The sequence below is a fragment of the Nitratireductor mangrovi genome (assembly GCF_007922615.2).
Taxonomy (GTDB): Bacteria; Pseudomonadota; Alphaproteobacteria; order Rhizobiales; family Rhizobiaceae; genus Mangrovimarina; species Mangrovimarina mangrovi.
Window position 1 is genome coordinate 2,089,266 of record NZ_CP042301.2, and the last position, 21,964, is coordinate 2,111,229.

At 66.2% G+C, this 21,964-nt stretch carries 22 protein-coding genes; 12 read left to right on the top strand and 10 right to left on the bottom strand.

The window, feature by feature from the left end; all coding sequences use genetic code 11:
• Positions 1 to 11: 11 nt before the first annotated feature.
• Positions 12 to 1,391 (bottom strand): serine hydrolase domain-containing protein, encoded by a 1,380-nt coding sequence (locus tag FQ775_RS10295; protein ID WP_146297981.1) that lies wholly within the window; start codon positions 1,389 to 1,391, stop codon positions 12 to 14.
• A 218-nt stretch (positions 1,392 to 1,609) separates the two neighbouring features.
• On the opposite strand from FQ775_RS10295, the gene FQ775_RS10300 reads away from it, so the two are divergent.
• On the top strand, positions 1,610 to 2,410 hold the full coding sequence (locus FQ775_RS10300) for a glycoside hydrolase family 25 protein (RefSeq protein ID WP_146297982.1): 801 nt from the start codon (positions 1,610 to 1,612) through the stop codon (positions 2,408 to 2,410).
• A gap of 70 nt (positions 2,411 to 2,480) precedes the next feature.
• Positions 2,481 to 3,656, top strand: coding sequence for a lytic murein transglycosylase (locus FQ775_RS10305; RefSeq protein ID WP_146297983.1), 1,176 nt, complete (start codon positions 2,481 to 2,483; stop codon positions 3,654 to 3,656).
• 7 nt (positions 3,657 to 3,663) lie between these two features.
• Here the strand turns inward: FQ775_RS10305 and FQ775_RS10310 are convergent, their stop codons facing one another.
• Entirely contained in the window at positions 3,664 to 4,881 is a 1,218-nt protein-coding gene (locus tag FQ775_RS10310) for an alanine racemase (RefSeq protein ID WP_146297984.1), read from the bottom strand.
• Positions 4,882 to 5,133: 252 nt separating this feature from the next.
• Here FQ775_RS10310 and FQ775_RS10315 point away from each other — a divergent pair, with 252 nt between their 5' ends.
• Positions 5,134 to 6,117 carry a DMT family transporter gene (locus tag FQ775_RS10315; RefSeq protein WP_167812888.1) on the top strand — a complete coding sequence of 328 codons (984 nt, stop codon included), beginning with the start codon at positions 5,134 to 5,136 and terminating at the stop codon, positions 6,115 to 6,117.
• 330 nt (positions 6,118 to 6,447) lie between these two features.
• Here FQ775_RS10315 and metF read toward each other — a convergent pair whose 3' ends face one another.
• Both metF and FQ775_RS10325 read right to left on the bottom strand, forming a co-directional pair.
• Positions 6,448 to 7,368 carry a methylenetetrahydrofolate reductase [NAD(P)H] gene (gene metF, locus FQ775_RS10320; protein ID WP_146297985.1) on the bottom strand — a complete coding sequence of 307 codons (921 nt, stop codon included), beginning with the start codon at positions 7,366 to 7,368 and terminating at the stop codon, positions 6,448 to 6,450.
• Positions 7,365 to 8,387: an ArsR/SmtB family transcription factor gene (locus tag FQ775_RS10325; RefSeq protein ID WP_146297986.1), complete on the bottom strand. Its 1,023-nt coding sequence runs from the start codon at positions 8,385 to 8,387 to the stop codon at positions 7,365 to 7,367. The genes metF and FQ775_RS10325 overlap by 4 nt, the downstream gene beginning before the upstream one ends.
• Positions 8,388 to 8,519: 132 nt before the next feature.
• Here FQ775_RS10325 and tsaA point away from each other — a divergent pair, with 132 nt between their 5' ends.
• The 3 genes from tsaA (at position 8,520) to FQ775_RS10340 (ending at position 11,051) form a co-directional block, all read left to right on the top strand.
• Positions 8,520 to 9,023 (top strand): tRNA (N6-threonylcarbamoyladenosine(37)-N6)-methyltransferase TrmO, encoded by a 504-nt coding sequence (gene tsaA / locus FQ775_RS10330; protein WP_146297987.1) that lies wholly within the window; start codon positions 8,520 to 8,522, stop codon positions 9,021 to 9,023.
• The gene (locus FQ775_RS10335) at positions 9,020 to 9,334 is read left to right on the top strand and encodes a DUF2293 domain-containing protein (RefSeq protein WP_146297988.1); all 315 of its coding nucleotides are present in this window, start codon (positions 9,020 to 9,022) and stop codon (positions 9,332 to 9,334) included. The genes tsaA and FQ775_RS10335 overlap by 4 nt, the downstream gene beginning before the upstream one ends.
• Positions 9,335 to 9,482: 148 nt before the next feature.
• On the top strand, positions 9,483 to 11,051 hold the full coding sequence (locus FQ775_RS10340; protein ID WP_146297989.1) for a tetratricopeptide repeat protein: 1,569 nt from the start codon (positions 9,483 to 9,485) through the stop codon (positions 11,049 to 11,051).
• 15 nt (positions 11,052 to 11,066) lie between these two features.
• Here the strand turns inward: FQ775_RS10340 and FQ775_RS10345 are convergent, their stop codons facing one another.
• The 3 genes from FQ775_RS10345 to FQ775_RS10355 form a co-directional block, all read right to left on the bottom strand.
• Positions 11,067 to 11,684: an MOSC domain-containing protein gene (locus FQ775_RS10345; RefSeq protein WP_146297990.1), complete on the bottom strand. Its 618-nt coding sequence runs from the start codon at positions 11,682 to 11,684 to the stop codon at positions 11,067 to 11,069.
• A gap of 97 nt (positions 11,685 to 11,781) precedes the next feature.
• Positions 11,782 to 12,903: a beta-ketoacyl-ACP synthase III gene (locus tag FQ775_RS10350; protein WP_146297991.1), complete on the bottom strand. Its 1,122-nt coding sequence runs from the start codon at positions 12,901 to 12,903 to the stop codon at positions 11,782 to 11,784.
• A gap of 154 nt (positions 12,904 to 13,057) precedes the next feature.
• The gene (locus FQ775_RS10355) at positions 13,058 to 13,387 is read right to left on the bottom strand and encodes a hypothetical protein (RefSeq protein WP_146297992.1); all 330 of its coding nucleotides are present in this window, start codon (positions 13,385 to 13,387) and stop codon (positions 13,058 to 13,060) included.
• Positions 13,388 to 13,567: 180 nt separating this feature from the next.
• Here FQ775_RS10355 and FQ775_RS10360 point away from each other — a divergent pair, with 180 nt between their 5' ends.
• Positions 13,568 to 13,981: a hypothetical protein gene (locus FQ775_RS10360; RefSeq protein ID WP_146297993.1), complete on the top strand. Its 414-nt coding sequence runs from the start codon at positions 13,568 to 13,570 to the stop codon at positions 13,979 to 13,981.
• A 27-nt stretch (positions 13,982 to 14,008) separates the two neighbouring features.
• Here FQ775_RS10360 and FQ775_RS10365 read toward each other — a convergent pair whose 3' ends face one another.
• Positions 14,009 to 15,529, bottom strand: a complete 1,521-nt coding sequence (locus tag FQ775_RS10365; protein WP_146297994.1) for an AMP-binding protein — start codon at positions 15,527 to 15,529, stop codon at positions 14,009 to 14,011.
• Between the two features lie 87 nt (positions 15,530 to 15,616).
• On the bottom strand, positions 15,617 to 17,266 hold the full coding sequence (ettA, locus tag FQ775_RS10370) for an energy-dependent translational throttle protein EttA (RefSeq protein ID WP_146297995.1): 1,650 nt from the start codon (positions 17,264 to 17,266) through the stop codon (positions 15,617 to 15,619).
• A 215-nt stretch (positions 17,267 to 17,481) separates the two neighbouring features.
• On the opposite strand from ettA, the gene FQ775_RS10375 reads away from it, so the two are divergent.
• The 4 genes from FQ775_RS10375 (at position 17,482) to FQ775_RS10390 (ending at position 19,821) form a co-directional block, all read left to right on the top strand.
• On the top strand, positions 17,482 to 17,916 hold the full coding sequence (locus FQ775_RS10375) for a curlin (protein WP_146297996.1): 435 nt from the start codon (positions 17,482 to 17,484) through the stop codon (positions 17,914 to 17,916).
• Positions 17,917 to 18,003: 87 nt separating this feature from the next.
• Positions 18,004 to 18,390 carry a curli-like amyloid fiber formation chaperone CsgH gene (gene csgH, locus FQ775_RS10380; RefSeq protein ID WP_146297997.1) on the top strand — a complete coding sequence of 129 codons (387 nt, stop codon included), beginning with the start codon at positions 18,004 to 18,006 and terminating at the stop codon, positions 18,388 to 18,390.
• A gap of 185 nt (positions 18,391 to 18,575) precedes the next feature.
• Positions 18,576 to 18,992 (top strand): curlin, encoded by a 417-nt coding sequence (locus FQ775_RS10385; protein WP_146297998.1) that lies wholly within the window; start codon positions 18,576 to 18,578, stop codon positions 18,990 to 18,992.
• A gap of 142 nt (positions 18,993 to 19,134) precedes the next feature.
• Complete coding sequence (locus tag FQ775_RS10390) at positions 19,135 to 19,821, top strand: SDR family NAD(P)-dependent oxidoreductase (protein ID WP_146297999.1); 687 nt, start codon at positions 19,135 to 19,137, stop codon at positions 19,819 to 19,821.
• 9 nt (positions 19,822 to 19,830) lie between these two features.
• Here the strand turns inward: FQ775_RS10390 and FQ775_RS10395 are convergent, their stop codons facing one another.
• The gene (locus FQ775_RS10395) at positions 19,831 to 20,847 is read right to left on the bottom strand and encodes a ribonuclease T2 family protein (RefSeq protein ID WP_146298000.1); all 1,017 of its coding nucleotides are present in this window, start codon (positions 20,845 to 20,847) and stop codon (positions 19,831 to 19,833) included.
• A 159-nt stretch (positions 20,848 to 21,006) separates the two neighbouring features.
• Between FQ775_RS10395 and FQ775_RS10400 the strand changes: the two genes are divergently transcribed.
• Positions 21,007 to 21,960 carry an alpha/beta fold hydrolase gene (locus FQ775_RS10400; RefSeq protein WP_146301806.1) on the top strand — a complete coding sequence of 318 codons (954 nt, stop codon included), beginning with the start codon at positions 21,007 to 21,009 and terminating at the stop codon, positions 21,958 to 21,960.
• Positions 21,961 to 21,964 lie beyond the last annotated feature (4 nt).

Here is a 21,964-nt window from a genome sequence, read left to right on the forward strand (position 1 = left end):
CCCTTGCGGCCTCAATCCAGCAATTTCGCCAGCGCCTCGACCAGCGCCTGCGGCTTGTAGCCGAGCTTCGACGGCGTCAGGCCGAGCCGCACCACCACCAGTTGCTTGGACGGAACGACGGTGACTGTCTGGCCGTCATGGCCGAGCAGCCAGAACGCGTCGTCGGGAAGTTCGAAACCGGCATCGGAGGGCGTGCCTTCCGGCGTCCCTGCGCGTGGCCCGTGCAGCCACAGATGACCCTTGCCATAATCGCCGCTCGAGGCCTCGGTCGGCGAGCGCATCCAGCGGACATAGCCGAAGGGCAGCACGTCCTCGCCCTTCCACTTGCCGTCCTGGAGCAGCAACTGGCCGAAGCGGGCCCAGTCGCGGCCGGTCGCGTAGAGATAGGACGAGCCGACGAAGGTGCCGGACGCATCGGCCTCCAGTACCGCGCTTGCCATGCCGATCCGGTCGAACAGCGCCTCGCGCGGCCAGTCGAGCGCAGTCTGGGGCTCGCCGAGCGCGTTCTGCCAGATGCGCGAAAGGATCAGCGTGGTACCGCTCGAATAGGCGAAAGTCGAGCCAGGCTCGTGCGCCAGCGGCTTGGCCGCGGCGAAGCCCGCCATGTCGGGCTCGAGATAAAGCATGCGGGTGACGTCGGTAACGTCGCCATAATCCTCGTTGAACTCCAGCCCGCTTTCCATTGCCAGAAGGCTGGCGAGCGAGATCTCGCGGCGTCCGTCCCCGGACCAGATGTCGAGAAGGTTCTCCTGCCCTTGCGCCAGCTTGCCCTCGGTGACCAGGGTTCCGATGATCGCCGCCGTCACCGTCTTGCTCATGGACCAGCCGAGTAGCGGGGTCGCGGCGGAGAACCCGTCGCCATAGCGCTCGCCTATGATGCGGCCATTGTGGACCACCACCACGGCGCGCATGCCCGGACCCACCATCCCGGCATCGTCGAGCAGCGCGGCGAGCTCCGGATCCTGCGAGGCCTCGACAAGCTCTCCGTCCGGCCACAGCCCCTGCGGCACCGTTCCGGCGCCCTCCGAGGCGGAAATGTCAGGGTCGGCATTGCCGTTCGGCGACACCGCACAGCCGAGCCCGTCACGGGCGATCGCCAGGCCGGTGCCGAAGATGCCGAACAGGCCGGCCGAAACCGTCCTGCGCGCCTCGTCGACCTCGACCGAGATGTAACCTAGGATCGGGTGGCCCGGCGCCTGCACGTCGTCGGCCAGCACCTCGTCGGCGTCGCGGCCGGCGAGAAAGACGTTCGAGCACACGATCTTGGCCGAATAATTCGAGGCGACGCGGATCAGCGCCGGCGGCGAGAAGTAGAGCCAAGCGGCGGCGCCGATGACGGCGACAACCAGCAACACGACAAGCCATTTGACGATGCTCAAGGCGATGCGCACGGATTGCTGCCCTCGTTTCCCCGGCAACGGCGTCCACCACACCACCGCCATGATCCTTCTTTATCGGCGGCACTGTCGGGTGGTGGAGGCGCAAAAGCAACATGGAAATTTTTTGTCCGTCGGGCGCAAGCAGATTGGGCCGCCGACGCTGCGTTAACCTTTGCTTGACCATGTTGCCGGACCGTCTTGGCGCGATTCGAAGCGTGGGGGAACGACAGATGCGGCGCTTGGCAGGGCTTGCAATGGCGACACTTCTGGCCGCCTGCAGCACCGTCTCCTACGATCTTGGTGACATCGCGCCGCAATCGTCGTCCGCCACCGTAACCGTCAGCAACCCGCGCTTCGGTGACCGCGACCCGCACGCCTGGAGGGATCGCGCGCCCTGGACGTACCCCGTACACGGGACCGACGTTTCCAAATACCAGACCGAGATCGACTGGCCCAAGGCCAAGGCCAGCGGCATCTCCTTCGCCTTCATCAAGGCGACCGAGGGCGGCGACCGCGTCGACGATTATTTTAACCGCAACTGGAAAGCCGCCAAGGCGGCGGGCGTCCCGCGGAGCGCCTACCATTTCTACTATTTCTGCCGGCCGGCAATCGAGCAGGCGCGCTGGTTCATCCGCAACGTGCCGCGCGATCCGTCGGCATTGCCGCCGGTGCTCGACATGGAATGGAACCCGTTCTCGCCGACCTGCACCCTGAGGCCGCCGGCCGCCACGGTGCGCGCCGAGATGCGAATCTTCCTGGAAGCGGTCGAGCGCCACTACGGCAAGAAGCCGATCATCTACACATCGATCGATTTCTTCGACGACAACGGTCTGGCGAACTTCAAGGGTTACCCCTACTGGCTGCGTTCGGTGGCCGACCACCCCGACGACCGCTACGGCCGCCACCCGTTCCTGTTCTGGCAATATACCGGCACCGGCATCGTGCCCGGCATCAAGGGCGACGCCGACATCAACGTCTTCAACGGCTCGGCCTCTGCCTGGCGCAAATGGCTGGCCGCCAACACCAAGTAGGCCGCTTGTCAAATTTCCGTCGCCTGACCATGCTGCCGTCAGGGCATCGAGGCGAAACGGAGCGTGTTTCATGAAGGCATTGCGGGCGGGCCTGACGACCCTCACGATCGTTCTTGGTGCAATCTCGGCCCAGGCCCAGGAGTGCGGTGGCGATTTCGAGCAATGGCGGGCCGGCGTCGCGGCCGAGGCCAGGGCGGACGGCGTCGGCAACGCAGGTCTCGGAGCACTGGCCGCCGCGCAGTTTGACACCCGCATCCTTGCCCGCGACCGCGGCCAGAGCGTCTTCACCCAGGATTTCGACCAGTTCGCCGGCCGCATGGTGAACGCCTACCGGCTCAGGAACGGTGCGGCGAACATGAAGAAATATGCCGGCGCCTTTTCGCAGGCCCAGCAGCAATATGGCGTGCCGGCACCGGTGATCACCGCCTTCTGGGCGCTGGAGACCGACTTCGGCGCCGTCCAGGGCGATTTTTCGACGCTCAACGCGCTCGCCACGCTCGCCCATGACTGTCGCCGACCGGCGCTTTTCCGCCCGCACCTGATCGCGCTGCTTAAGCTGATCGAGCAGGGCGTGCTGCCCGCCGACGTGACCGGCGCCTGGGCAGGCGAGATCGGTCAGATCCAGATGCTGCCGGGCGATTACCTCGCCGAAGGCGTCGACGGCGACGGCGACGGCCGCGTCGATCTGCGCCGCAGCGTTCCCGACGTCATCCTGACCGCTGGCCGCCTGATCTCCAAGCTCGGCTGGCGGGCCGGCGAGCCCTGGATGGAGGAAGTGCGTGTGCCCAACGACCTGCCGTGGGCCGAGACCGGCAGGACCAACCGCCTGCCGCTGTCGCAATGGGCGGCATGGGGCGTGACCACTCGCGACGGCGGCGCGCTCGGCGCCGGCCCCGATGCCGGGCTGGTGCTGCCGATGGGCCACAAGGGCCCGGCCTTCCTCGTCTACGAAAACTACGACGTCTATCTCGAGTGGAACCAGTCCTTCGTCTACACACTGACGGCCGCGCATCTCGCCCGCCGGCTTGCCGGCGACCCGGCCTACCGGCTCGGCAATCCCGAACCCGGCCTTTCGCCGGAACAGATGCGGGCGCTGCAGGAAAAGCTTGTCGCGCTCGGCCATGATGTCGGCGGCATTGACGGCGTCCTCGGCGTCAACACGCGCGAGGCGATCCGCAAGGAGCAGATGCGGCTCGGTTTCCCCGTCGACGGCTGGCCGACGCCAAGGCTGCTGGCCGCGCTTTGAACGTCGCTCAGGCCATCGTCTCGAGGCTGGCGAAGCTTTCCGGCGCGCTGCCCTGCTCGAACGGCGTCGTCACCTCGACGAAGGTGTCGGGGTAAAAACCGTTGAAGCGGGTTCTGAGCGACAGCGAATAGGCCCCGATATGGCCGATCTCGATCCAGTCGCCGGTGTCGACCGTCTCCGGCAGCCAAAACGGCCGTGACAGGATGTCGACGGAATCGCAGGTCGCCCCGCACACCTTGAACGGCACGATCTTCTTTGCATCGCCATTGCGGTTGCGGATTGCCGGATCGGGGATGAAGCGCGCCGGCAGCGTGATCTTGCCGGTCCAGCTGTCCGACAGCGACGACCAGATGCCGTCATTGATGTAAAGCCGCCGGCCCTTGCGCAGGAGCACGCGCACGATAAGCGAAAAGGCGTGCGCGCAGATCACCCGCCCCGGCTCGGCGACCAGCGGCACATCGCCGAAACCCCATTCGGTGATGTCGTCGCGCAGGCGCGCCATCAGTTCCTCGAGCGAGGGCAGTTGCGGCGCCTTGCGGTTCGGATCATGGCCGTATTCGGCCGGAAAACCGCCGCCGACATCGAGCCCGGCAAGCGGCACGGCGGCGCGGTTGCGCACCCAGTCGGCCGAGGCCAGCGCGCGCTCATAGGTGTCCGGATCGGCGATCTGGCTGCCGACATGGAAACAGATGCCGACCTTGTAGCCGTTGCGGTGAAGGCGCTGCAGAAGCTCAACCGCATGCGCCGGCCCGGCCCCGAACTTCTTCGACAGTTCGTAGGCAGCGTTTCCCTTGGTCTGGATGCGCACGAAGACGGTGACGGTGCCGGGATCGATGTCGAGCGCCTGAACCACGCGCGACAACTTGTTGATCTCATCCTCGTGGTCGATGGCGATGACGCGGATGCCGTAGGTCTCCAGCGCCAGTCGGATATCCGACTGCGCCTTGACCGGGTGCATGTAAAGCATTTCGGCGGTGGGCGATGCGGCGCGCGCGGCCTCGAACTCGGCCGGCGAGGCGACGTCGAAGGCCTCGACACCGGCCTCCGCGAGGGCCTTCAGCACCATCGGCTCGCCATTGGTCTTCACCGCGTAGGCGGTCTTGCCGGGAAAAAGTCCCATGAAGCGGCGCGCATCCGCCTTCAGCACCTCCGGGCGAAAGCAGTAGACCGGATCGTCGGGCCTGAGGCTCAGCGCCGCCTCGCGCGCATTTTCGAATCGTTGCATGGCCGCTCCTGCTGCTGCCGACGCTAGAACATGGCGCCGCCGGATGAAATCTCGATTTCCGTGACGCGTTGCGTGGAAGTTACCTCGCCTGTCGCCTCGATGCAGGGAACGGCCTCGGCGCTGCCGGGTTGCAAAATGCCCCGCACGACGCGCGTGGTACGAATTCCCCGCGCAATCTGGCGCTGGTCAGGAAACGGGTGGCGGTCCAGCCTGGCGATCCGTAATCCTGGGCAAAACCCGACGAGGAAACACGTGGCCGAAACCCGAACAAGCGCGCCGCCAGCGATGTCCCTTGCGGTCTGGGCACAATTGCTGCTGCTTGGCGCGATCTGGGGCGGATCGTTCTTTTTCGCCCGCATCGCGGTGCAGGAGATTGCGCCGCTGACGCTGGTGCTGTTCCGCGTCGGGATCGCGGCCCTGGCGCTTCAGCTTTACCTCGCGGCAAGGCGGATCTCGTTTGCGCCCGCCTTCGCGCACTGGCCAGCCTTCCTGCTTCTCGCTCTGGTCAACAACGTCATCCCGTTCTCGCTCATGTTTCTCGGCCAGACCGAGCTCGGCGCCGGTGCGGCATCCGTACTGAACGCCACCACGCCGTTCTGGACCATCATCGTCGCCAGCCTCTTCACCGCCGACGAGAAGGTCAGCATGGCCAAGCTGGCCGGGGTCGGGCTCGGCATCGCGGGAACCGCAGTGATGGTCGGTCCCGGGCTCTTCGCCGGCCTGGGCGGACCGGTCTGGGCCAAGATGGCGCTGCTCGGCATGGCGCTTTCCTACGCCTTCGCCTTCGTGATCGCGCGCCGCATCACCGGCCTTGCCCCGACCGTGGTCGCGACCGGACAACTGACCGCGTCGAGCGCGATCATGCTGCCGCTGATCCTGCTGCTTTACGGTCCGTCCGGCCTTTTCGACGCCAGCGCCGGCACGTGGAGCGCCGTCTTCGGCCTCGCGCTCCTGTCCACCGCCTGCGCCTATGTGCTCTATTTCCGCATTGTCGCCGCGGCTGGCGCCACCAACGCCTCGCTGGTCACGCTGATTGTTCCGGTGAGCGCGATCCTGCTCGGAGCGCTCTTCCTCGGCGAGCGGCTCGAACTGTTCGAATTCGCCGGCATGGCACTGATCGCCTGTGGCCTGCTGGTGATCGACGGCCGGCTGCTTCGACGCCGGCAGGACGATGCTGCAATGCCGAAATCAGGCCTCGACGCCGCATCCGGAGCAAAAAATTCCACACGCTCCTGACAGCCGGCCAAGCCCAGAAAATTCAATGACTAAGACTTTGGTGGTACACCGGTTCTCAACAGCGACGCCGCAGCGCAGCACAAAATCCTCTTGTCAGTGGCCCAAACTCTCCTACACTTTTGGCATAGTCTGCAGAGGAGGCTATATGATGGGACTGACGAAGCCGATCAACGCTCTGATGGTTTGTGCTGCGTTTGCATTCATCGGTGCCCTCATCGTGGGGGTACTTCCCTGACGCTTCTCGGGGGGAAGCCTCGGTAAGACATCCTATCGAACGGCCGGGTCCCACGCCCGGCCGTTCTTCTTTCGCGACAGGAGCAATCGACCCGCCTATGCGGCAGCGGGCTTTTCCTCCTCCACAAGCGCCTGTGCCCTGATGCCGATCATGTGACAGATGGCGATCGCGAGGTCGGCGCGGTTCATCGTGTAGAAATGGAAGTCGGTGACGCCGCGCTCGACAAGGTCGAGGACCTGCTCGGCAGCGACCGCCGCGGCGACCAGCATGTGCGTCTGCGGATCGTCCTCCAGCCCCTCGAAACGCTCGGCGAGCCAGGCCGGCACATGCGCTCCGCAGCGGCCGGCGAAATTCGCCACCTGCGCGAAATTATGCACGGGCAGGATACCCGGTACGACCGGCGCGTAGATGCCCGCCCGGCGGACACGCTCGACGTAGCGCTCATAGACGTCGTTGTCGAAGAAGAACTGGGTGATCGCGCGCTTGGCGCCGCTGTCGACCTTGCGCTTCAGCACGTCGATGTCGGTCGCGTAGTCTGGGCTTTCCGGGTGCTTTTCCGGATAGGCGGAAACAGAGATGTCCTCTGCGCCGTGCCGCGCCAGAGCCGCCACCAGATCAGCCGTGCTGGCGTAGCCGCCCGGATGCGGCTGGTAGTGGCTGCCGACGCCTTCGGCCGGGTCGCCGCGCAATGCGACGAAGCGCTTCACCCCAAGGTCGAGGAACTGGCGGATAACGCCATCGACCTCATCGCACTTGGCATCGACGCAGGTCAGGTGCGCGGCCGGCGTCAGGCTTGTCTCCTTGATGATGCGTTCGATGGTGCGCGCAGTGCGCTCGCGCGTCGAGCCGCCGGCGCCATAAGTGACGGACACGAAATACGGGGCCAGCGGCTCGAGCCGCTGTGTCGTCTCCCACAGCCGCGCCGCCATGGCGTCGGTCTTGGGCGGAAAGAACTCGAACGATACGTTGATTTTCTCGCCGATATCGGGTCGGCGTGAAAGGCGGAACTGGTTCACGAAGTCATCTCCGTTATCTGCCCCTCGGCGTTGTCATCGGCAGCGACGAGGAGCCTGCGGTCACGGCCGAGCCAAAGTTTCACTGTCAGCTTGTCGCCCGCCACGCCGGTCGGCGCGAAGGCGACTGATTTCTCGAAATCGAGATCGGCCTCCTCCAGCCATTCGGAAATCTGTTGGTCGGCAAAGCCCAGCCGCGCATGCGCATGTTCGGCACGCAGGAATTCGAGCTCATGCGGCGCGAAGTCGACAATCAGCAGCCGGCCCGATGGCCGCAGCAGCCGCGCCGCCTCGCGGATCGCCAGCGCCGGATCCTCGAGATAGTGCAGCACCTGGTGAACCGTCACCAGATCGAAGGCGTCGCGCTCGACCGGCGGCGCCAGAATGTCGCCCTGGCGCACCTGGGCGTTGTCGACGCCTGCCTTGTCGAGATTGGCGCGCGCCACGGTCAGCATTTCGCGCGACATGTCGACGCCGACGCCACGCTGGTATAGCGGCGCCAGTATCTCAAGCATGCGCCCGGTGCCGGTGCCAAGGTCGAGCATGGTCCGGAACGGCCGTTCGCCCACGAGCTTGAGGATCGCGTCCTCGACCGCCTTTTCCGGCACATGCAACGAGCGAATGCGGTCCCAGGCCGCAGCATTCTCGCTGAAATAGGCGGCAGCCCTTTCGGCGCGCTTGCTCTTGACCGCGATGAGCCGTTCGAGATCGCGGTCGGCCGGCGGCTGCGAGGCGTCGATGCGGGCAATCAGGGTTGCCACCAACTCCTGCTCGAAGCCGCTGTCGGCGAGCCGGAAATAGGCCCAGGAGCCCTCCTGGTAGCGCTCGATCAGTCCTTCATCGAGCAGCAGCTTCAGATGCCGCGACACGCGCGGCTGCGACTGGCCCAGCACCTCGGTGATGTCGGAGACGGTCAGATCGCCGCGCGACAGCAGGAACAGGATACGCATGCGGCTGGATTCGGCCGCCGCCTTCAAGCTATCTACCAACTGGTTGAGGTCGATCTGGCTGCGTGACAGCATCCTTGCCTCCAAACGATATAAAGATATGTTTATATCAATTGTGGCCTGCTTGCAAGACCGATGTCGCGTTCGGGCCAGAAGATGGCGCAAGCTTGCCACAACCGACGCGCCGCACGAGCAGGGAGACGCCACATGAAACGACCAGGAGAACAGGCGCTTCCTTTCGACCCGGGCGAGATGGTGCCTGACGCGCATGTCGTCTTCATCGGGCGTGTCCGCTCGCCCTGGACCGAGCGTGCCGACTGTCCGCGCAACATGGCCGCCGCGCGCGAGCGGGGCGGTTCGGCGGTGGTGGAGATCGACGCCGCCTATCGCACAGGTCTCGCCGGGCTCGACGAGTTCAGCCACGTCGCCGTGCTGACCTGGCTTGACCGCTCGCCGCGCAAACTGATCCTGCAGAAGCCGGCGCATGTCGACGTACCGCGCGGCGTCTTCGCCTTGCGCTCGCCGGCGCGACCCAATCCGGTCGGGCTCCATGTCGCGCGCATCCTCGGCCTCGACCAGGAAAGCGGTGCGATCACGATCGATGCGATCGATGTCCTCGACAAGACGCCGGTGATCGACCTGAAGCCCTATTTCGCCAGCATCGACGCCTTCCCCGAGGCGACCGGGCGCAAGGACACCCAGAAAACATGATCGCCCGCACCGGACGCCAGCGCGCCGTCGCGAAGGCGCTGACCCTGCTCCTGCCGGCGGCTCCCTACGCCGACATCGAGAAGATACGCGCCGATGCCATGGCGCCGCACATGAAGACGCTGCCGCCTTCCCTCGCCGTCTGGCTGGCGACGGTGGCGCATGTGCGCCATGAACACACCGCCTACGAAAACCTGCTTGCCGAAGGCTACGACCGCGATTCGGCGCGTTTCTTCGTCGTCGGCGAAACCAACGACACGCTGACGGCCTGGCGCGCGACGCGCATGCTCGACCCGGACGACGACGAAGCGTAGCTGGCCAGCCAAGGGTTGCAAGCCCTCTGCAACATCGGTTCGAGCCAAAACCGCGTCGCCGCACCGCCGCCTTATCTTTGCCGTGGCTTCTGCTATCCTTGCAGCAGTTTGGCGTCGCCTGTTGGCGCTTGGGTGGGTGGGTGCGAAGTTGTCGGAATCCGGAAAGTCCCTGTCGGCGGCGGCGGCCAGGACGCGGGCGGCGATCACGCGACTGCGCGAGTTTTTGAGCCTGCCGCGTCTTGAAACCTGGTCGAGCACGCTGCGCACGGTTTCCTTGAACCTGCTTTTCCTCGTCGCGGTGATCGTCGTGCTGCCTATCCTCGTCGGCCAGTTCCGGCGCGACCAGGTGATTGTCGAGCCTATCGGCGTACCGGGCGTGATGGCGGATCAGGGGATAACGCCAGACGTCGCGGCGAGCCGCCTGTGGGACGGACTCCAGGATGTCGTGCGCGCGTCCCGAACCTCCAAGGCGAGCATCGCCGCGATACCGGATTCGCGCAAGGTGGAGTTTTCTTTCCCCGATTCCGGATTCTCGATCGAATCCCTGATCTTCCACATCCGTCGGCTCTTCAACGCCTACGAGACCCGGATCGCCGGCGAGTTCACCTGCGCCGAGCCCGGCTGCGCCCGCGAGGGGCTGAGGCTGAGGCTGCGTGTCATTCGCGACGGCGTTGAAATCATCGACCTGCCGCCGCTCGCGGATACGCCCGAGCGGGACTACTTCGCTAACGCCGCAAGCGGTGTGCTGGCGGTGCTCGATCCGTTCGTTGCAATTGCCGCCTCCGCGGAAAGGGAACCGCGCCGGGCAACCATTCTCGCCCGGCGTCTGATCCGCTCGCGCCATCCGGACGCGCACTGGGCGCACAACCTCGTCGGCAACATTCGTGCGGCGGCGGGCGACCACACCGGCGCCATGGAAGAATATCGCGCCGCGCTTGCCCTGGAACCGGGCTTTCTCGTCGCCCATGCCAATCTCGCCGACAGCCTGAGGCTCACGGGCGACCGCGACGGCGCAAGGCGCGAATACGCCACGGTCGCACGTGCCAGCCCGGGCCATGTCAGCGCGCTCGTCGGGTTCGCCGAGATTGCCCTCAGCGAGAACGATGTCGAGGGCGCGGTCCGGCACCTGCTGGCAGCCGCCGAGTCCGATCCCTTGTCACCCCGGCATCTGGCACGCGCCGGCCAGATCGAAATGGAGGCCGGCCGCCGTGAAGAAGGCGAGCATCTGCTTCGCCGGGCGCTTGAAATCGACCCGGGTTACCTACCCGCCTTTGCCTTCCTTGCCGCGGCACATGTCGCCGACGGCGACATGGAGGGCGCCGAGCCGATCTATCGCGACGCCGCGGACTATGCGCCGGACGACAGCGACGCGCAGGCAGCGCATGGCCGCATACTGTTCCTGCTCGACAGGTTCGATGCGGCGCTCGACCGCTTCCAGCGCGCCGCCGCGCTCGCCCCCGACGATGCCGACTACAGGCTTCAGGCCGGCCGCATCCTGCAGGCGCTCGGCCGGCACGAGGAAGCGCTCGCCGTCCTTGGCGAGGCCATGCGACTGGCGCCGAACCGGGCCGAAATACACATGGCGCTCGGCGACAGCTATCGCGATACCGGCAGCAAGGCGGAGGCGATCGCCGCCTACAGAAAGTTTCTGGAACTCGACCAAAATTCGCTGATGCGGCCGGTGGCCGAGCGCTTCATCGCGCTGCTGTCAGGCTGAGGAGGCGCCTCGCCCTCAGGACTGGTAGATCCACTGCTCGGGAATGCGCACCGAGCAATCCTCGCCCGGTGCGATGCGTCCGGGCTTTTCGACCCAGGCCACCAGCCCGCGCAGCCGCTTCGCCGCCTTCGGGAAGGCGAGCGCGCCAGCTTCGTGGTCGGGCATCTTCGCATGCTCGGCGACGGAGCGGCCGGCAATGCGGCAGGGTCCGTTCTGGCTGTCGACCTTGAGTGTCACGCCGCCCTTGAAGAACAACAGCGTGCCGGAAGGCAGCATTGAAAGCTGCGGCACGCCGGAGAGGACCAGGTTGGCGCCGATCCATTCCGGCCTGATCTCGGCGATCCCCATCGCGCGCGCGATCAGCGCCAGTTCGTCCGGCGCCACGATCGACAGCTGGCGTTCGTTGCGCATCTCGGTGCCGCGTGCGTACCAGGGTTCGCGGCTGCCCGAACGCCGGGTCGGTCCGGCATGGAAATCGCCTTCGATGCCCTCTAAACCAAGCTCCAGCCCCTCGGCAGGGCTGGTGACGAAATGGTCGAACGGCGCGACGAAGGTTCCTTCGACGCGGCCGAGCAGCTTTCTCGCCGGATAGATTTCCGGTTCGGGGTCGAGGCGGGTAAGCGGAAGATCCATTCTGGGTCCTTTCGGCAAGGCCGGCAGAATGGCGCGGTGAGGCGACGATTTCCAGTCAATTGCGGTGATCGAGCCGTCACCGCGATCGATGGAAGGCTTACATCATCCTGAGCAGGGCGCCGCCGAGCGAATAGCCGGCGCCGTAGGTGCACAAAAGGCCGAAATCGCCGGCCTTCATGTCACGGTGGTTTTCCCACAGCGCCAGCACCGCACCGGCGGCGGCGGTGTTGCCGTAGCGGTCAAGCACCATCGGCGCGCGGTCATGGCCGACCTCCTCGCCGAAGGCGAGTTTCAGGATCATCGCGTTCATGCGCGCGTTGGCCTGATGCAGCCAGAAGCGGCGCACCGACTGCGGCGTGTGGTCGTGCTCGGCCAGGAAGTCGACGATGAAGCGGTGGCTGGCGACGGTCACTTCCTTGAAGACCTTGTTGCCCTGCTGCTTGATCAGCTTGCCTTCCATGTCGAGCACGCCGATGTCGTCCTGCGCCGCCCGGTTCAGGTAGGAAAAATTGGAGCGGATATTGTTGGAGAACTGGGTCCAGTTGCGGGTGTCGACCACCTCGAAACGGCCCGGCTCGCCACCGCCCTCCTCCACGGCCTCGACCAGAAGCGCGGTCGCCGCGTCGCCGAAGATGAAATGGGTCTGGCGGTCGCGGAAATTGAGGTGCGGCGTGATCAGTTCCGGCGTGACGACCAGCACGCGCCGGTGCGCGCCCGACCGCACCATGTTGAACGCGACATGCAGCCCGCCGCTCGCCGAAGAGCAGCCGAGGCTGACGTCGAAGGCGGCACCCTGGGCGCCGATCTCCTTCTGGATCTCGATGCCGAGCGCCGGATAGAGCCTTTGCAGATGCGAGGCGGCACAGATGACGAGGTCGACCTGGGATGCGTCCACACCGGCATCGTCGAGCGCCTTGCGGGCGGCAGCCGCGCCGAATTCGGCCATCACCGACAGATCGTCATCCTCGCGTGCCGCTATTCGCGGCGCCATGCGGTCCGGATCGAGGATGCCGTCCGGCGTGTGGGCGCGGCGGTGTTTGATGCCCGAGGCGTGCTCGATGAAGGACGCGCTCGATTTCTGCAGCGGCTCCAGCCCCTGACGCTCGCGCACGGCGTTCTCGCGATCGACCCAGAAGTTGAAGCACTCGACCAGCTCTTCGTTGCTGATCGAGGTTTCGGGGATGCTGACGCCGATGCCGCTCAGCGCGACGCGGTTCATGACGGGCCTGTCCGCCTTTCTGGTCGGTGAGGTTCCGAATGCGAGCCGCTCGGCGGCGTTGCGTGTGCGAGAAGCTTCCATGCCAGCCCTTTATGCCGGTTTTATGCTGCAGTGCAATGGCGACACCATGGCGCGATCACGGCACCTGCTGCATTTACCAGGCACAGATCTTGGTGCTGGTCTCGGGATTTTGCCAGCACGCTCCGTCGTCGCGGCTGCGCACATATTCGCCCGGCAGCGGAATGTTGCGGTCGCCGAAATTCACGAAGCCGAAGGCAAAGCCCGGCCGGTCGATGATCAGCGAATAGGTTGGATAGCCGCCAGCCGCGATGACGAAGGAGCCGAGCCCATCGGTGCCGCGGAAGTCGCAATTGTAATAGCCGTCATCGGTGGTGAAGCAGCGCGCCGGCTTGGCCGCGGCCGACTGCGCGGCGAGCATCAGCCCGGCGGCCACCAGCGACGCGGTTGCGAGAAAACGGTTCATCGGCGGATTTCCTTCCGGAACAAGCGGTCCCCAACCGCCCATCTATCGAGCCACGCGTGTCGCGCCGGGTCAAGCAATCCCGGTGCGGATTCACCATGGGCGGCGCAACTTCTTTACCGGTGTTGCAGCTCGGCATAGGATCGCCTTTGCGGGGAACAACGCGACCGAAGGAGGTTCGCCGTGCGCCTGCGCCCCCTCACCGCAACCGCCGCCATCGCCCTTGCCGCCTTCCCCGGCGCCGCTCCGGCGGCCGACTATACCTGCAACAACCTCGTTCCGTTCGGCCAGAAGATGATCTGCCCCGGCTTCGAACCCAACTGGGCGGTCGAACTCGTCTGCGATGGACCGGAGATGACGTCGACCTTCATCGACGCCTTTTCGGGCGGCGACATCACGACCACGCCAGGCACGGTCACCTTCTCGAGCGAGGAGCCGTGGGCCTTCGAGACCAGCCACCCGGTGACCGGATCGATCGCCTACACGCCGGCCGGCTGCACCGACGAGGGCGACAACGTCCACGACTTCACCTTCACGCCGACCGGCGCACCGGGGCTGTCGGGGCCGTTCTTCCCCTTCTGCTGCCGCATCGAGTAGACGGCACACGCGCGCAGAGCAGACGCCTCAGGCGATCGCTTCCAGCACCTGCGCCTTGAGCACATGCTTCATCACCTTGCCTGACGCGTTGCGCGGCAGAACGTCGATCGTGCGATAACCGGTCGGACGTTTGAAGCGGCCGAGATTTTCCGCGCACAGAGCGGCAAGCTCCGCGAACAGCGCCGCCTCCTCCGCAGCACCCTCACGGCGCACCACGACGGCGAGCGGCGTCTCGCCCCAGCGCTGGTCCGGCTGGCCGATCACCGCCACCTCCAACACGCCGGAATGGCGCATCAGCACGTCCTCGATCTCGGCCGGATAGACGTTTTCGCCGCCGGAGATGATCATGTCCTTGGAGCGGTCGCGGATGGTGATGAAACCGTCGCCGTCGACCTCGCCGATGTCGCCGAGATAGAACCAGCCGTCGCGGAACGACTCCTCTGTCGCTTCAGGCCGCCGCCAGTATTCGCGAAACACATGCCGGCCGCGCGTGACCAGTTCGCCACGCTCGCCCGGCTTCACGTCCTTGCCGTCCTGGTCGAAGACGCGCACCTCCATGCCGAAGCAGGGCAGCCCGGTCGAGCCCTTTTTCGTATGCGCATAGGCCGGCGGCAGGATGGCGATGCCGCCATGCACCTCTGTCGAGCCGTAGACCTGGTGGATGTCGATGCCGAACCCGGCATAGACGTCGATCAGCGTCACCGGTACGGGCGCCGCCCCGCACATGATCCAGCGCAGGCTGCCATGGTCGCAGCGCTCGCGCGCCGCGCTCGCGCGCATCAAATTGATCATGGTCGGCACCGCGAACATCGAGGTGATCCTCTCGGCCTCGATCAGCTGCCAGGTCTCGTCCGGGTCGAAGCCGCCGGCGATCACCTGGGTGAAGCCGCGATGCGCCGCGTTGAGCAGAAGGCAGATGCCGGCGATGTGGAACAGCGGCACCACCAGCAATTGCCGGTCGCCGACGCGGTTTTCAAAGCTCGCCAGCGTGCTGAAACACCAGGCGAGCGAGGAGCCGTGGGTGTGGAGCGCGCCCTTGGGCCGACCGGTCGTGCCCGAGGTGTAGAGGATGAGAAAGCCGTCCTCTGCCGTCACCGAACGTGCGGGCACTTCCGGCGCTGCCGTGGCGCGCCCGGCGAGCGAGCCGGCGCCGTCTTCGAGCGGCATCCAGGTCAGGTCGGGATGCGAGGCCTTCAGCGCAGCCGCCAGTTCGGCATTGGCGCGGTCGAAGATCACCACGCCGGGTTCGCAATCGTCGAGCTGGTAGGCGAGTTCGGGCGCGGTCAGCCGCCAGTTGAGCGGCACGAGGATTGCGCCGAGCCGCGCGGCGGCGAACATGATCGCGGCGTGCCAGTGGCTGTTGGCGGCGAGCACCGCCAGCCGCCCGCCCTTTTGAACCAGCGGCGCCAATGCGCCGGCGACACGTTCGGTCAGCGCATCCAGTTCGCGGTAGCAAAGCCGCATCCCGGCCGGCAGGTCGGCCAGCGCCTCCATCTCCGGGCTGATCCGCGCCCGCTCCGACAACAGCGCGCCGATGTTGGCGATCATAGGGGCCTCCTGTGCGGCATAGCCATCTGGGGAGGTTAGCCGAATGGAGAACGCCCGGTCGAGAACGACGCGCGTTGGCGTTGTCCCCTACCGCTTCAGCCTTTTATACGTCACCCGTTTCGGGTTGACGCTTTCCGGCCCCAGCCTTCTGATCTTGTCGGCCTCGTAGTCCTCGAAATTGCCCTCGAACCATTCGACATGGCTGTCGCCCTCGAAGGCGAGGATGTGGGTGGCGAGCCGGTCGAGGAACATGCGGTCGTGCGAAATGATGACGGCGCAGCCGGCGAAATTCTCCAGCGCGTCCTCCAGTGCCGCCAGCGTCTCGGTGTCGAGGTCGTTGGTCGGTTCGTCGAGCAGGATGACGTTGCCGCCTTCCTTCAGCAGCTTGGCCATGTGGACGCGGTTGCGCTGGCCGCCCGACAGCGTGCCGACCTTCTGCTGTTGGTCGGCGCCCTTGAAGTTGAACGACGAGCAATAGGCGCGGCTGTTCACCTCGTGCTTGCCGAGCCTGATGATGTCGTTGCCGCCGGAAATCTCCTCCCAGACGGTCCGGTCCGGATTGAGCGTGTCGCGGCTCTGGTCGACATAGCCGAGCTTCACGGTCTCGCCGACGCGGATCTCGCCGCCGTCCGGCTTGTCCTGGCCGGTGATCATGCGAAACAGGGTCGTCTTGCCGGCGCCGTTGGGTCCGATGACGCCGACAATGCCGCCGGGCGGCAGCTTGAACGCCAGATCGTCGATCAGGAGCCGGTCGCCGAAGCCCTTGCTCAGGCCATCGGCCTCGATCACCACCTGGCCGAGCCGCTCGCCGGCAGGAATGACGATCTGGGCGTCGCCCGGACGCCGGTCGGCGGCCTGCTTGACGAGCTCGTCGTAAGCCTTGAAGCGAGCCTTGGATTTCGCCTGCCGCGCCTTCGGGCTCGCCGCGATCCACTCGCGCTCGCGCGCCAGCGCCTTCTGGCGCGCCGCCTCCTCGCGGCCCTCCTGCGCCATGCGCTTGGCCTTGGCCTCCAGATAGGCGGTGTAGTTGCCCTCGTAGGGGATGCCCCGGCCGCGATCGAGCTCGAGGATCCAGCCGGTGACGTTGTCGAGGAAATAGCGGTCGTGGGTGATGATCAGCACCGCGCCCGGATATTCGCGCAGATGCTTTTCCAGCCATGCCGTCGTCTCGGCGTCGAGATGATTGGTCGGCTCGTCGAGGAGCAACAGGTCGGGCTGGCGCAAGAGAAGCTGGCAGAGCGCCACGCGGCGCTTCTCGCCGCCCGACAGCTTGTCGAGCGAGGCGTCGCCGGGCGGGCAGCCGAGCGCCTCCATCGCCATCTCCACCTGGCTTTCGAGGTCCCACAGGTTCTGGCTGTCGATCTCGTCCTGGAGCTTTGCCGCCTCTTCCGCCGTCTCGTCGGAGTAGTTCATCATCAGCTCGTTGTAGCGGTCGATGATCGCCTTCTTGGCCGCCACGCCCTCCATGACGTTGCCCATCACGTCGAGCGCGGGATCGAGCTCCGGCTCCTGCGGCAGGTATCCGCAGGTGGCGCCCTCGGCCAGCCAAGCCTCGCCGGTGAACTCCTTGTCGAGCCCGGCCATGATCTTCAGCACTGTCGACTTGCCTGCACCGTTGGGGCCGAGAATGCCGATCTTGGCGTCCGGGTAGAACGACAGGTGGATGTTTTCGAGGATCTTCTTGGTGCCATAGGCCTTGTTGAGACCGGACATGTGATAGATGAACTGGCGTGCCATGGCGCGCGCTAACTCCGTGTCGCGAATACGGGAAGGATGAAGTCGCCGCGTATTTAGGCGAAAGCCGCGGGCGGGGCAATGCGCGGCGGACGCGGGATGCCCGATCGGCTGAACCCAAGCTGAACGGCCGGTTCAGCCCCCGTTCCACGACGGCCTGCGAAGGTGATCTCGTTCGCATGACGAACGAAACCCATTGCAGTCCCTTGGAGCAGAAAATGACCACCAGGCTCTTCATCACCGGCGCCCTCGCCGCCATCATCGGCTTCACCTCCCTGCCCGCCATGGCCAACAGCATCTGGATCGAGCAGCATGGCTGGTCGCACACGATCGGCGGCCTGCAGGATGGCAAGCGCAACGAGATCGGCATCTACCAGAACGGCTATCGCAACGGCGCCGTCGCCGAGCAGCGCGGACGCCGCAACACCGCCGCGATCGGCCAGGAAGGCGCCTATAACCGTGCCCGCACCGACCAGTGGGGCAGCCGCAATGCGGCCGGCGTCGCCCAGTTCGGCACCGGTCACGACAGCCTCCTGATTCAGGATGGCCGCGGCAACGTGGCCGCCAGCGTCCAGGTCGGCCGCGGCTGCCGTTCCGAGACCGTGCAGGCCGGCAACAACAACGTTGCCGCGATCGTCCAGACCTGCCGCTGAAACCGGCCTGACCGGTTGCGGCCGGCCGGGTTTGCAACGATCCCGGCCGGTCCGCCTGTAACAGTAGCCGAGTCACAGGAGACCGAAATGACCATGCGCAGGATTGCCCTTCTCGGCCTCGTCCCGCTCGCCGCGGCACTCGGGGTCGCCACCGCCGCCAGCGGGCCGGACGGCAAGGACGGCCCTCTCGCCTGCGAGCTTCGCGCACAAACCGCCAACGGCATGACCGTGATCGAAGCCTTCGCCCATGCCGACCGCAGGCTTGACGGCAACTACAAGCTTTCCGTCGATGGCGGCGGCGCCGGCAGCAAGGCGCGCATCCGCCAGGGCGGCGAATTCGCCGCGTCACCCGGCACGAAGGAAAGCCTCGGCCGCGTCATGCTCGGGGTCGGCGGCCGCTACGAGGCCCGGCTGGAACTGAAGGCCGGCAGGCTTACCGCGGCGTGCGAGGAGTTCATCGGCGGTCCGGTCTGAGCCGACCTGCCTTTTCTTTCTGCAACGGGCGTCGGCTGGGCCGGCGCCCTTTTTTTGTGGCCAGCGCCGCATTTCTAAACGCAAGCTGAACGTGCGGTTCCGGGTCGGTTCATGCGGCATGGGACATTATCGCGGCAACGCTTCGGACATGAACCGGAGCGAATGGCAAACCACCGGAGGATGACATGATCCGCACGCCGCTTCGCACCGTTTCCGCTGCCCTTCTCGCCACCTCGATCGGCGTTTCGGGCTTTGCCGCTCCGGCCGCCGCCGGCGGTTCGGTCAGCATCAGTATCGCGCCCGGCAGTGCCGATTCCGAACGCGCGATGCGCGCCGGCCTGCAGCTCTATTCGATCTTCAACGCCGTGAAGGGTGGCGCCGCAGTACGCCAGAAGGGTTCCGGCAACAATGCCGGCATCGCCCAGATCGGCCGCGGCAATTTCGGCGTCGTCCACCAGGACGGCCACGGCCACAACGGCACGCTGCGCCAGAACGGCGGCAACAACGCCTATGGCCTGTTCCAGTTCGGCCGCAACACCAACGGCCACATCGTCCAGAACGGCCACGGCCGCACCGGCGCCACCTTCCAGTTCGGCTGGTAGCAGCCGCCGCAAGGACACAAGAACCCCGGCGGCGCCCCGCGTCGCCGGGTTTTCGCTGCCATTTGCCCCGCTCCCCTTGCGGCTGCCGCGCCCGGCACCGACATTGTCGGTTCGAAGGCGAACCCGGACAAGGAGAGCGGCCATGGCCATTGCATTGATCGTCGGCGTCGGGGACGGGCTTTCCGCCTCGCTCGCCCGCAAGCTCAACGGCGCCGGCTACAAGCCGGTGCTGGCCGCCCGCGACGCCGACAAGCTCGACGCACTGGCGCGGGAGACGGGCGCGGCCACCGTCTCCGCCGACGCCTCGACCCGCAAGGGCGTCGACGCCATCTTCGGCCTGGTCGACCGCCTCGGCGACAAGCTCGCGGTCGCGGTCTACAACCCCTCCTTCCGCGTCCGCGGGCCCTTCGTCGAGATCGACCCGGACAAGGTGCAGACCGCGCTCCAGGTCACCGCCTATGGCGCCTTCCTCGTCGCCCAGCAGGCGGCCAGGCGCATGCTGCCCGAGGGCAAGGGCACGATCCTGTTCACCGGCGCTTCGGCCGGCGTGAAGGGCTATCCCCAGTCCGCTTCCTTCGCCATGGGCAAGTTTGCCCTACGCGGGCTGGCCCAGTCGATGGCGCGCGAGTTGCACCCCAAGGGCATCCATGTCGGCCACGTCGTCATCGACGGCGCAATCCGCAATCCGGGCCGCACCGAGCCGGCCGACAAGCCCGATTCCATGCTCGATCCCGACGCGATCGCCGAAACCTATATGCAGCTGATCGGCCAGGACCGCAGCGCCTGGGCGTGGGAGATCGAGCTTCGGCCGTGGGTTGAGAACTTCTGACCAGCCGCCCTATTGCAGGCCGGCCGGATCGACGATTCCTTCCGGGCAGCCGGTATTGCCGGTCGGCCGCGCCGCATGGATCAGATCGGCGAGCGAGGCGCCTTCGCCGATCGGCCCGCCCAGCGCGATCGTGATCTCGCCGATCAGGCGACGACCATTCGAGGGGTCGATGACGCAGGCGACGCGCACCCTGCCGCCGGCTCCCTCTCCGAAAGCTTCGTCGAAAGCGCGCCGGATCTGTGCCGCGGTCACCTTGCGGCCGATGCGCGCAGCAAAGAAGTCACGCGCTGCCGACGCGTTGAGCGCGCGCATCAGGGCCAGCGAGTCCGCGTAGTAGGCCTGCGCGTCGGTCCCGTAGCAGCTGCCGTGCTTGAACCATTCGTGCCGATGCAGATAGGAAGCCGCGCCCGGCATCACGGTAAAGAGCTCGCGCAGCAGGTCCGCTTCGAGGCCGAGTTCTGGCAGCGACCGCCAACTGCCGGACCTGTCAGTTTCGACGAGACGTTCGGGAACCCCGCAATAGACGGTTCCGGGCGGCTGCGGCCAAAGCCCGTGCAGCGAAAAATGCGAGGCGTCGTATCGCCCGGCGCTCTGGCTCCGGCATTCGCGTACTTTGGGCCGCGTCTCGCAAAAGCCCGGCTGCCAGTTGACCGCCAGCACCAACTCGGTCTTCCGGCGCGCGGGCGCTTGTTTCGTCCGCGGCTTCTGCGCGGAAGAGCCGGCCTCGGCCTGGCGCCATTGCCCGCAATCGACGCTGACCCAGCGCCGCTCCGGCCTCGCGCCGGGGACCGTGATCAACAGATGCGTCGGCTCGGGCTTGTTGCCCGCCAGCAGCGCATAGGCCTCGCCCGGTCGAACGCGAACCTTCCCCGGATTGGCTTTGTTGCGGATCGCCGGCGTCGCCGGGCACGACGATTGCGCCAGGAAGCGCCCTTCAAGTCTCACTTCGGCGCGACCGCTTGTGACCGCAAGCCCGGTAAGGCTGATGCACAGAGCGAGAAGAAACGCGGCTCGCGCCAGGGACATGACGGCTCTCCGGATTGGACGGTCGCGGCGGACGACGAGTGCATCCCACAGCTTGTGGCCGGTTTTCAAGCCACGTCCGCAAGAGTGCGAAACACCGACGGCGATTGCTCCTTGCGCGCAATCGCGGCAATGTCCTCCTCCGTGAGCAAGGGGAACGCGATGGGCTTCGACAGCCAGAGAGAGATCAATTCACCCACCGGTGCCGTGCTTCGGCTTTACGAGCGCCGGCCGGCAGGGGCGCCGAGGGCGGTGGTGCAGATCAATCATGGCCTCGCCGAACATGCGGCGCGTTATGCGCGTTTTGCCGATTTTCTCGCCGAACGCGACATCGCCACCTTCGCCCACGACCATCGCGGCCATGGCCATACCACCGCGCCCGACGCGCCGGCGCGGATTTTTTCGACTGCCGGCGACGGGGCTGACAAGGTTGTCGCCGACATAACGGCGGTCCACGACCACATCGCGGAGACGCTGCCCGGCGTCCCGGTGATCGTCTTCGGCCATTCGATGGGCGGCCTCGTCGCGATGAACTTTGTCCTGGCGCATTCCAACCGCATTGCCGCTGCGGCGATCTGGAACGCCAACTTCACCGCCGGCCTCCTCGGTAAGGCGGCACGCGCCGTCCTCGCCTGGGAAAAATTCCGTCTCGGCTCCGACGTGCCCTCGCGCATGCTGCCACGTCTCACCTTCCAGGCCTGGGCAAAGCAGATTCCCGATCGACGCACCGACTTCGACTGGCTGTCGCGCGACCCGGAAGAGGTCGACAAATATGTCGCCGATCCGCTTTGCGGCTGGGACGCTTCGGTGTCGATGTGGCGCGACCTGTTCGACTGGGTATTCGCCGGGGCCGACGATGCGAATTTTTCGGCGATCCGCCGTGACCTGCCCTTCAGCCTCGTCGGCGGCGAGAAGGACCCGGCCACCGATGGCGGCAAGGCGGTCGCGGCCCTGGCCGCGCGCATGAAGGCGATGGGCTTTTCGAATCTGCAATCAACGATTTTCGCCGAGACCCGCCACGAGAGCCTGAACGAGATCAACCGCGACCGGATCATGTCCGATTTCGCCTCGTGGGTGGATGGCGTCCTCGCAGGACATGATGCGCCAAGCGCATAAACCC

Coding starts and splice junctions, on each gene's coding strand:
- FQ775_RS10300 (WP_146297982.1), top strand. CDS start 1,610: ATGCGGCGCTTGGCAGGGCTTGCAATGGCGACACTTCTGGCCGCCTGC.
- FQ775_RS10305 (WP_146297983.1), top strand. CDS start 2,481: ATGAAGGCATTGCGGGCGGGCCTGACGACCCTCACGATCGTTCTTGGT.
- FQ775_RS10310 (WP_146297984.1), bottom strand. CDS start 4,881: ATGCAACGATTCGAAAATGCGCGCGAGGCGGCGCTGAGCCTCAGGCCC.
- FQ775_RS10325 (WP_146297986.1), bottom strand. CDS start 8,387: ATGCTGTCACGCAGCCAGATCGACCTCAACCAGTTGGTAGATAGCTTG.
- tsaA (WP_146297987.1), top strand. CDS start 8,520: ATGAAACGACCAGGAGAACAGGCGCTTCCTTTCGACCCGGGCGAGATG.
- FQ775_RS10335 (WP_146297988.1), top strand. CDS start 9,020: ATGATCGCCCGCACCGGACGCCAGCGCGCCGTCGCGAAGGCGCTGACC.
- FQ775_RS10345 (WP_146297990.1), bottom strand. CDS start 11,684: ATGGATCTTCCGCTTACCCGCCTCGACCCCGAACCGGAAATCTATCCG.
- FQ775_RS10350 (WP_146297991.1), bottom strand. CDS start 12,903: ATGAACCGCGTCGCGCTGAGCGGCATCGGCGTCAGCATCCCCGAAACC.
- FQ775_RS10355 (WP_146297992.1), bottom strand. CDS start 13,387: ATGAACCGTTTTCTCGCAACCGCGTCGCTGGTGGCCGCCGGGCTGATG.
- FQ775_RS10365 (WP_146297994.1), bottom strand. CDS start 15,529: ATGATCGCCAACATCGGCGCGCTGTTGTCGGAGCGGGCGCGGATCAGC.
- ettA (WP_146297995.1), bottom strand. CDS start 17,266: ATGGCACGCCAGTTCATCTATCACATGTCCGGTCTCAACAAGGCCTAT.
- FQ775_RS10375 (WP_146297996.1), top strand. CDS start 17,482: ATGACCACCAGGCTCTTCATCACCGGCGCCCTCGCCGCCATCATCGGC.
- csgH (WP_146297997.1), top strand. CDS start 18,004: ATGACCATGCGCAGGATTGCCCTTCTCGGCCTCGTCCCGCTCGCCGCG.
- FQ775_RS10385 (WP_146297998.1), top strand. CDS start 18,576: ATGATCCGCACGCCGCTTCGCACCGTTTCCGCTGCCCTTCTCGCCACC.
- FQ775_RS10390 (WP_146297999.1), top strand. CDS start 19,135: ATGGCCATTGCATTGATCGTCGGCGTCGGGGACGGGCTTTCCGCCTCG.
- FQ775_RS10395 (WP_146298000.1), bottom strand. CDS start 20,847: ATGTCCCTGGCGCGAGCCGCGTTTCTTCTCGCTCTGTGCATCAGCCTT.
- FQ775_RS10400 (WP_146301806.1), top strand. CDS start 21,007: ATGGGCTTCGACAGCCAGAGAGAGATCAATTCACCCACCGGTGCCGTG.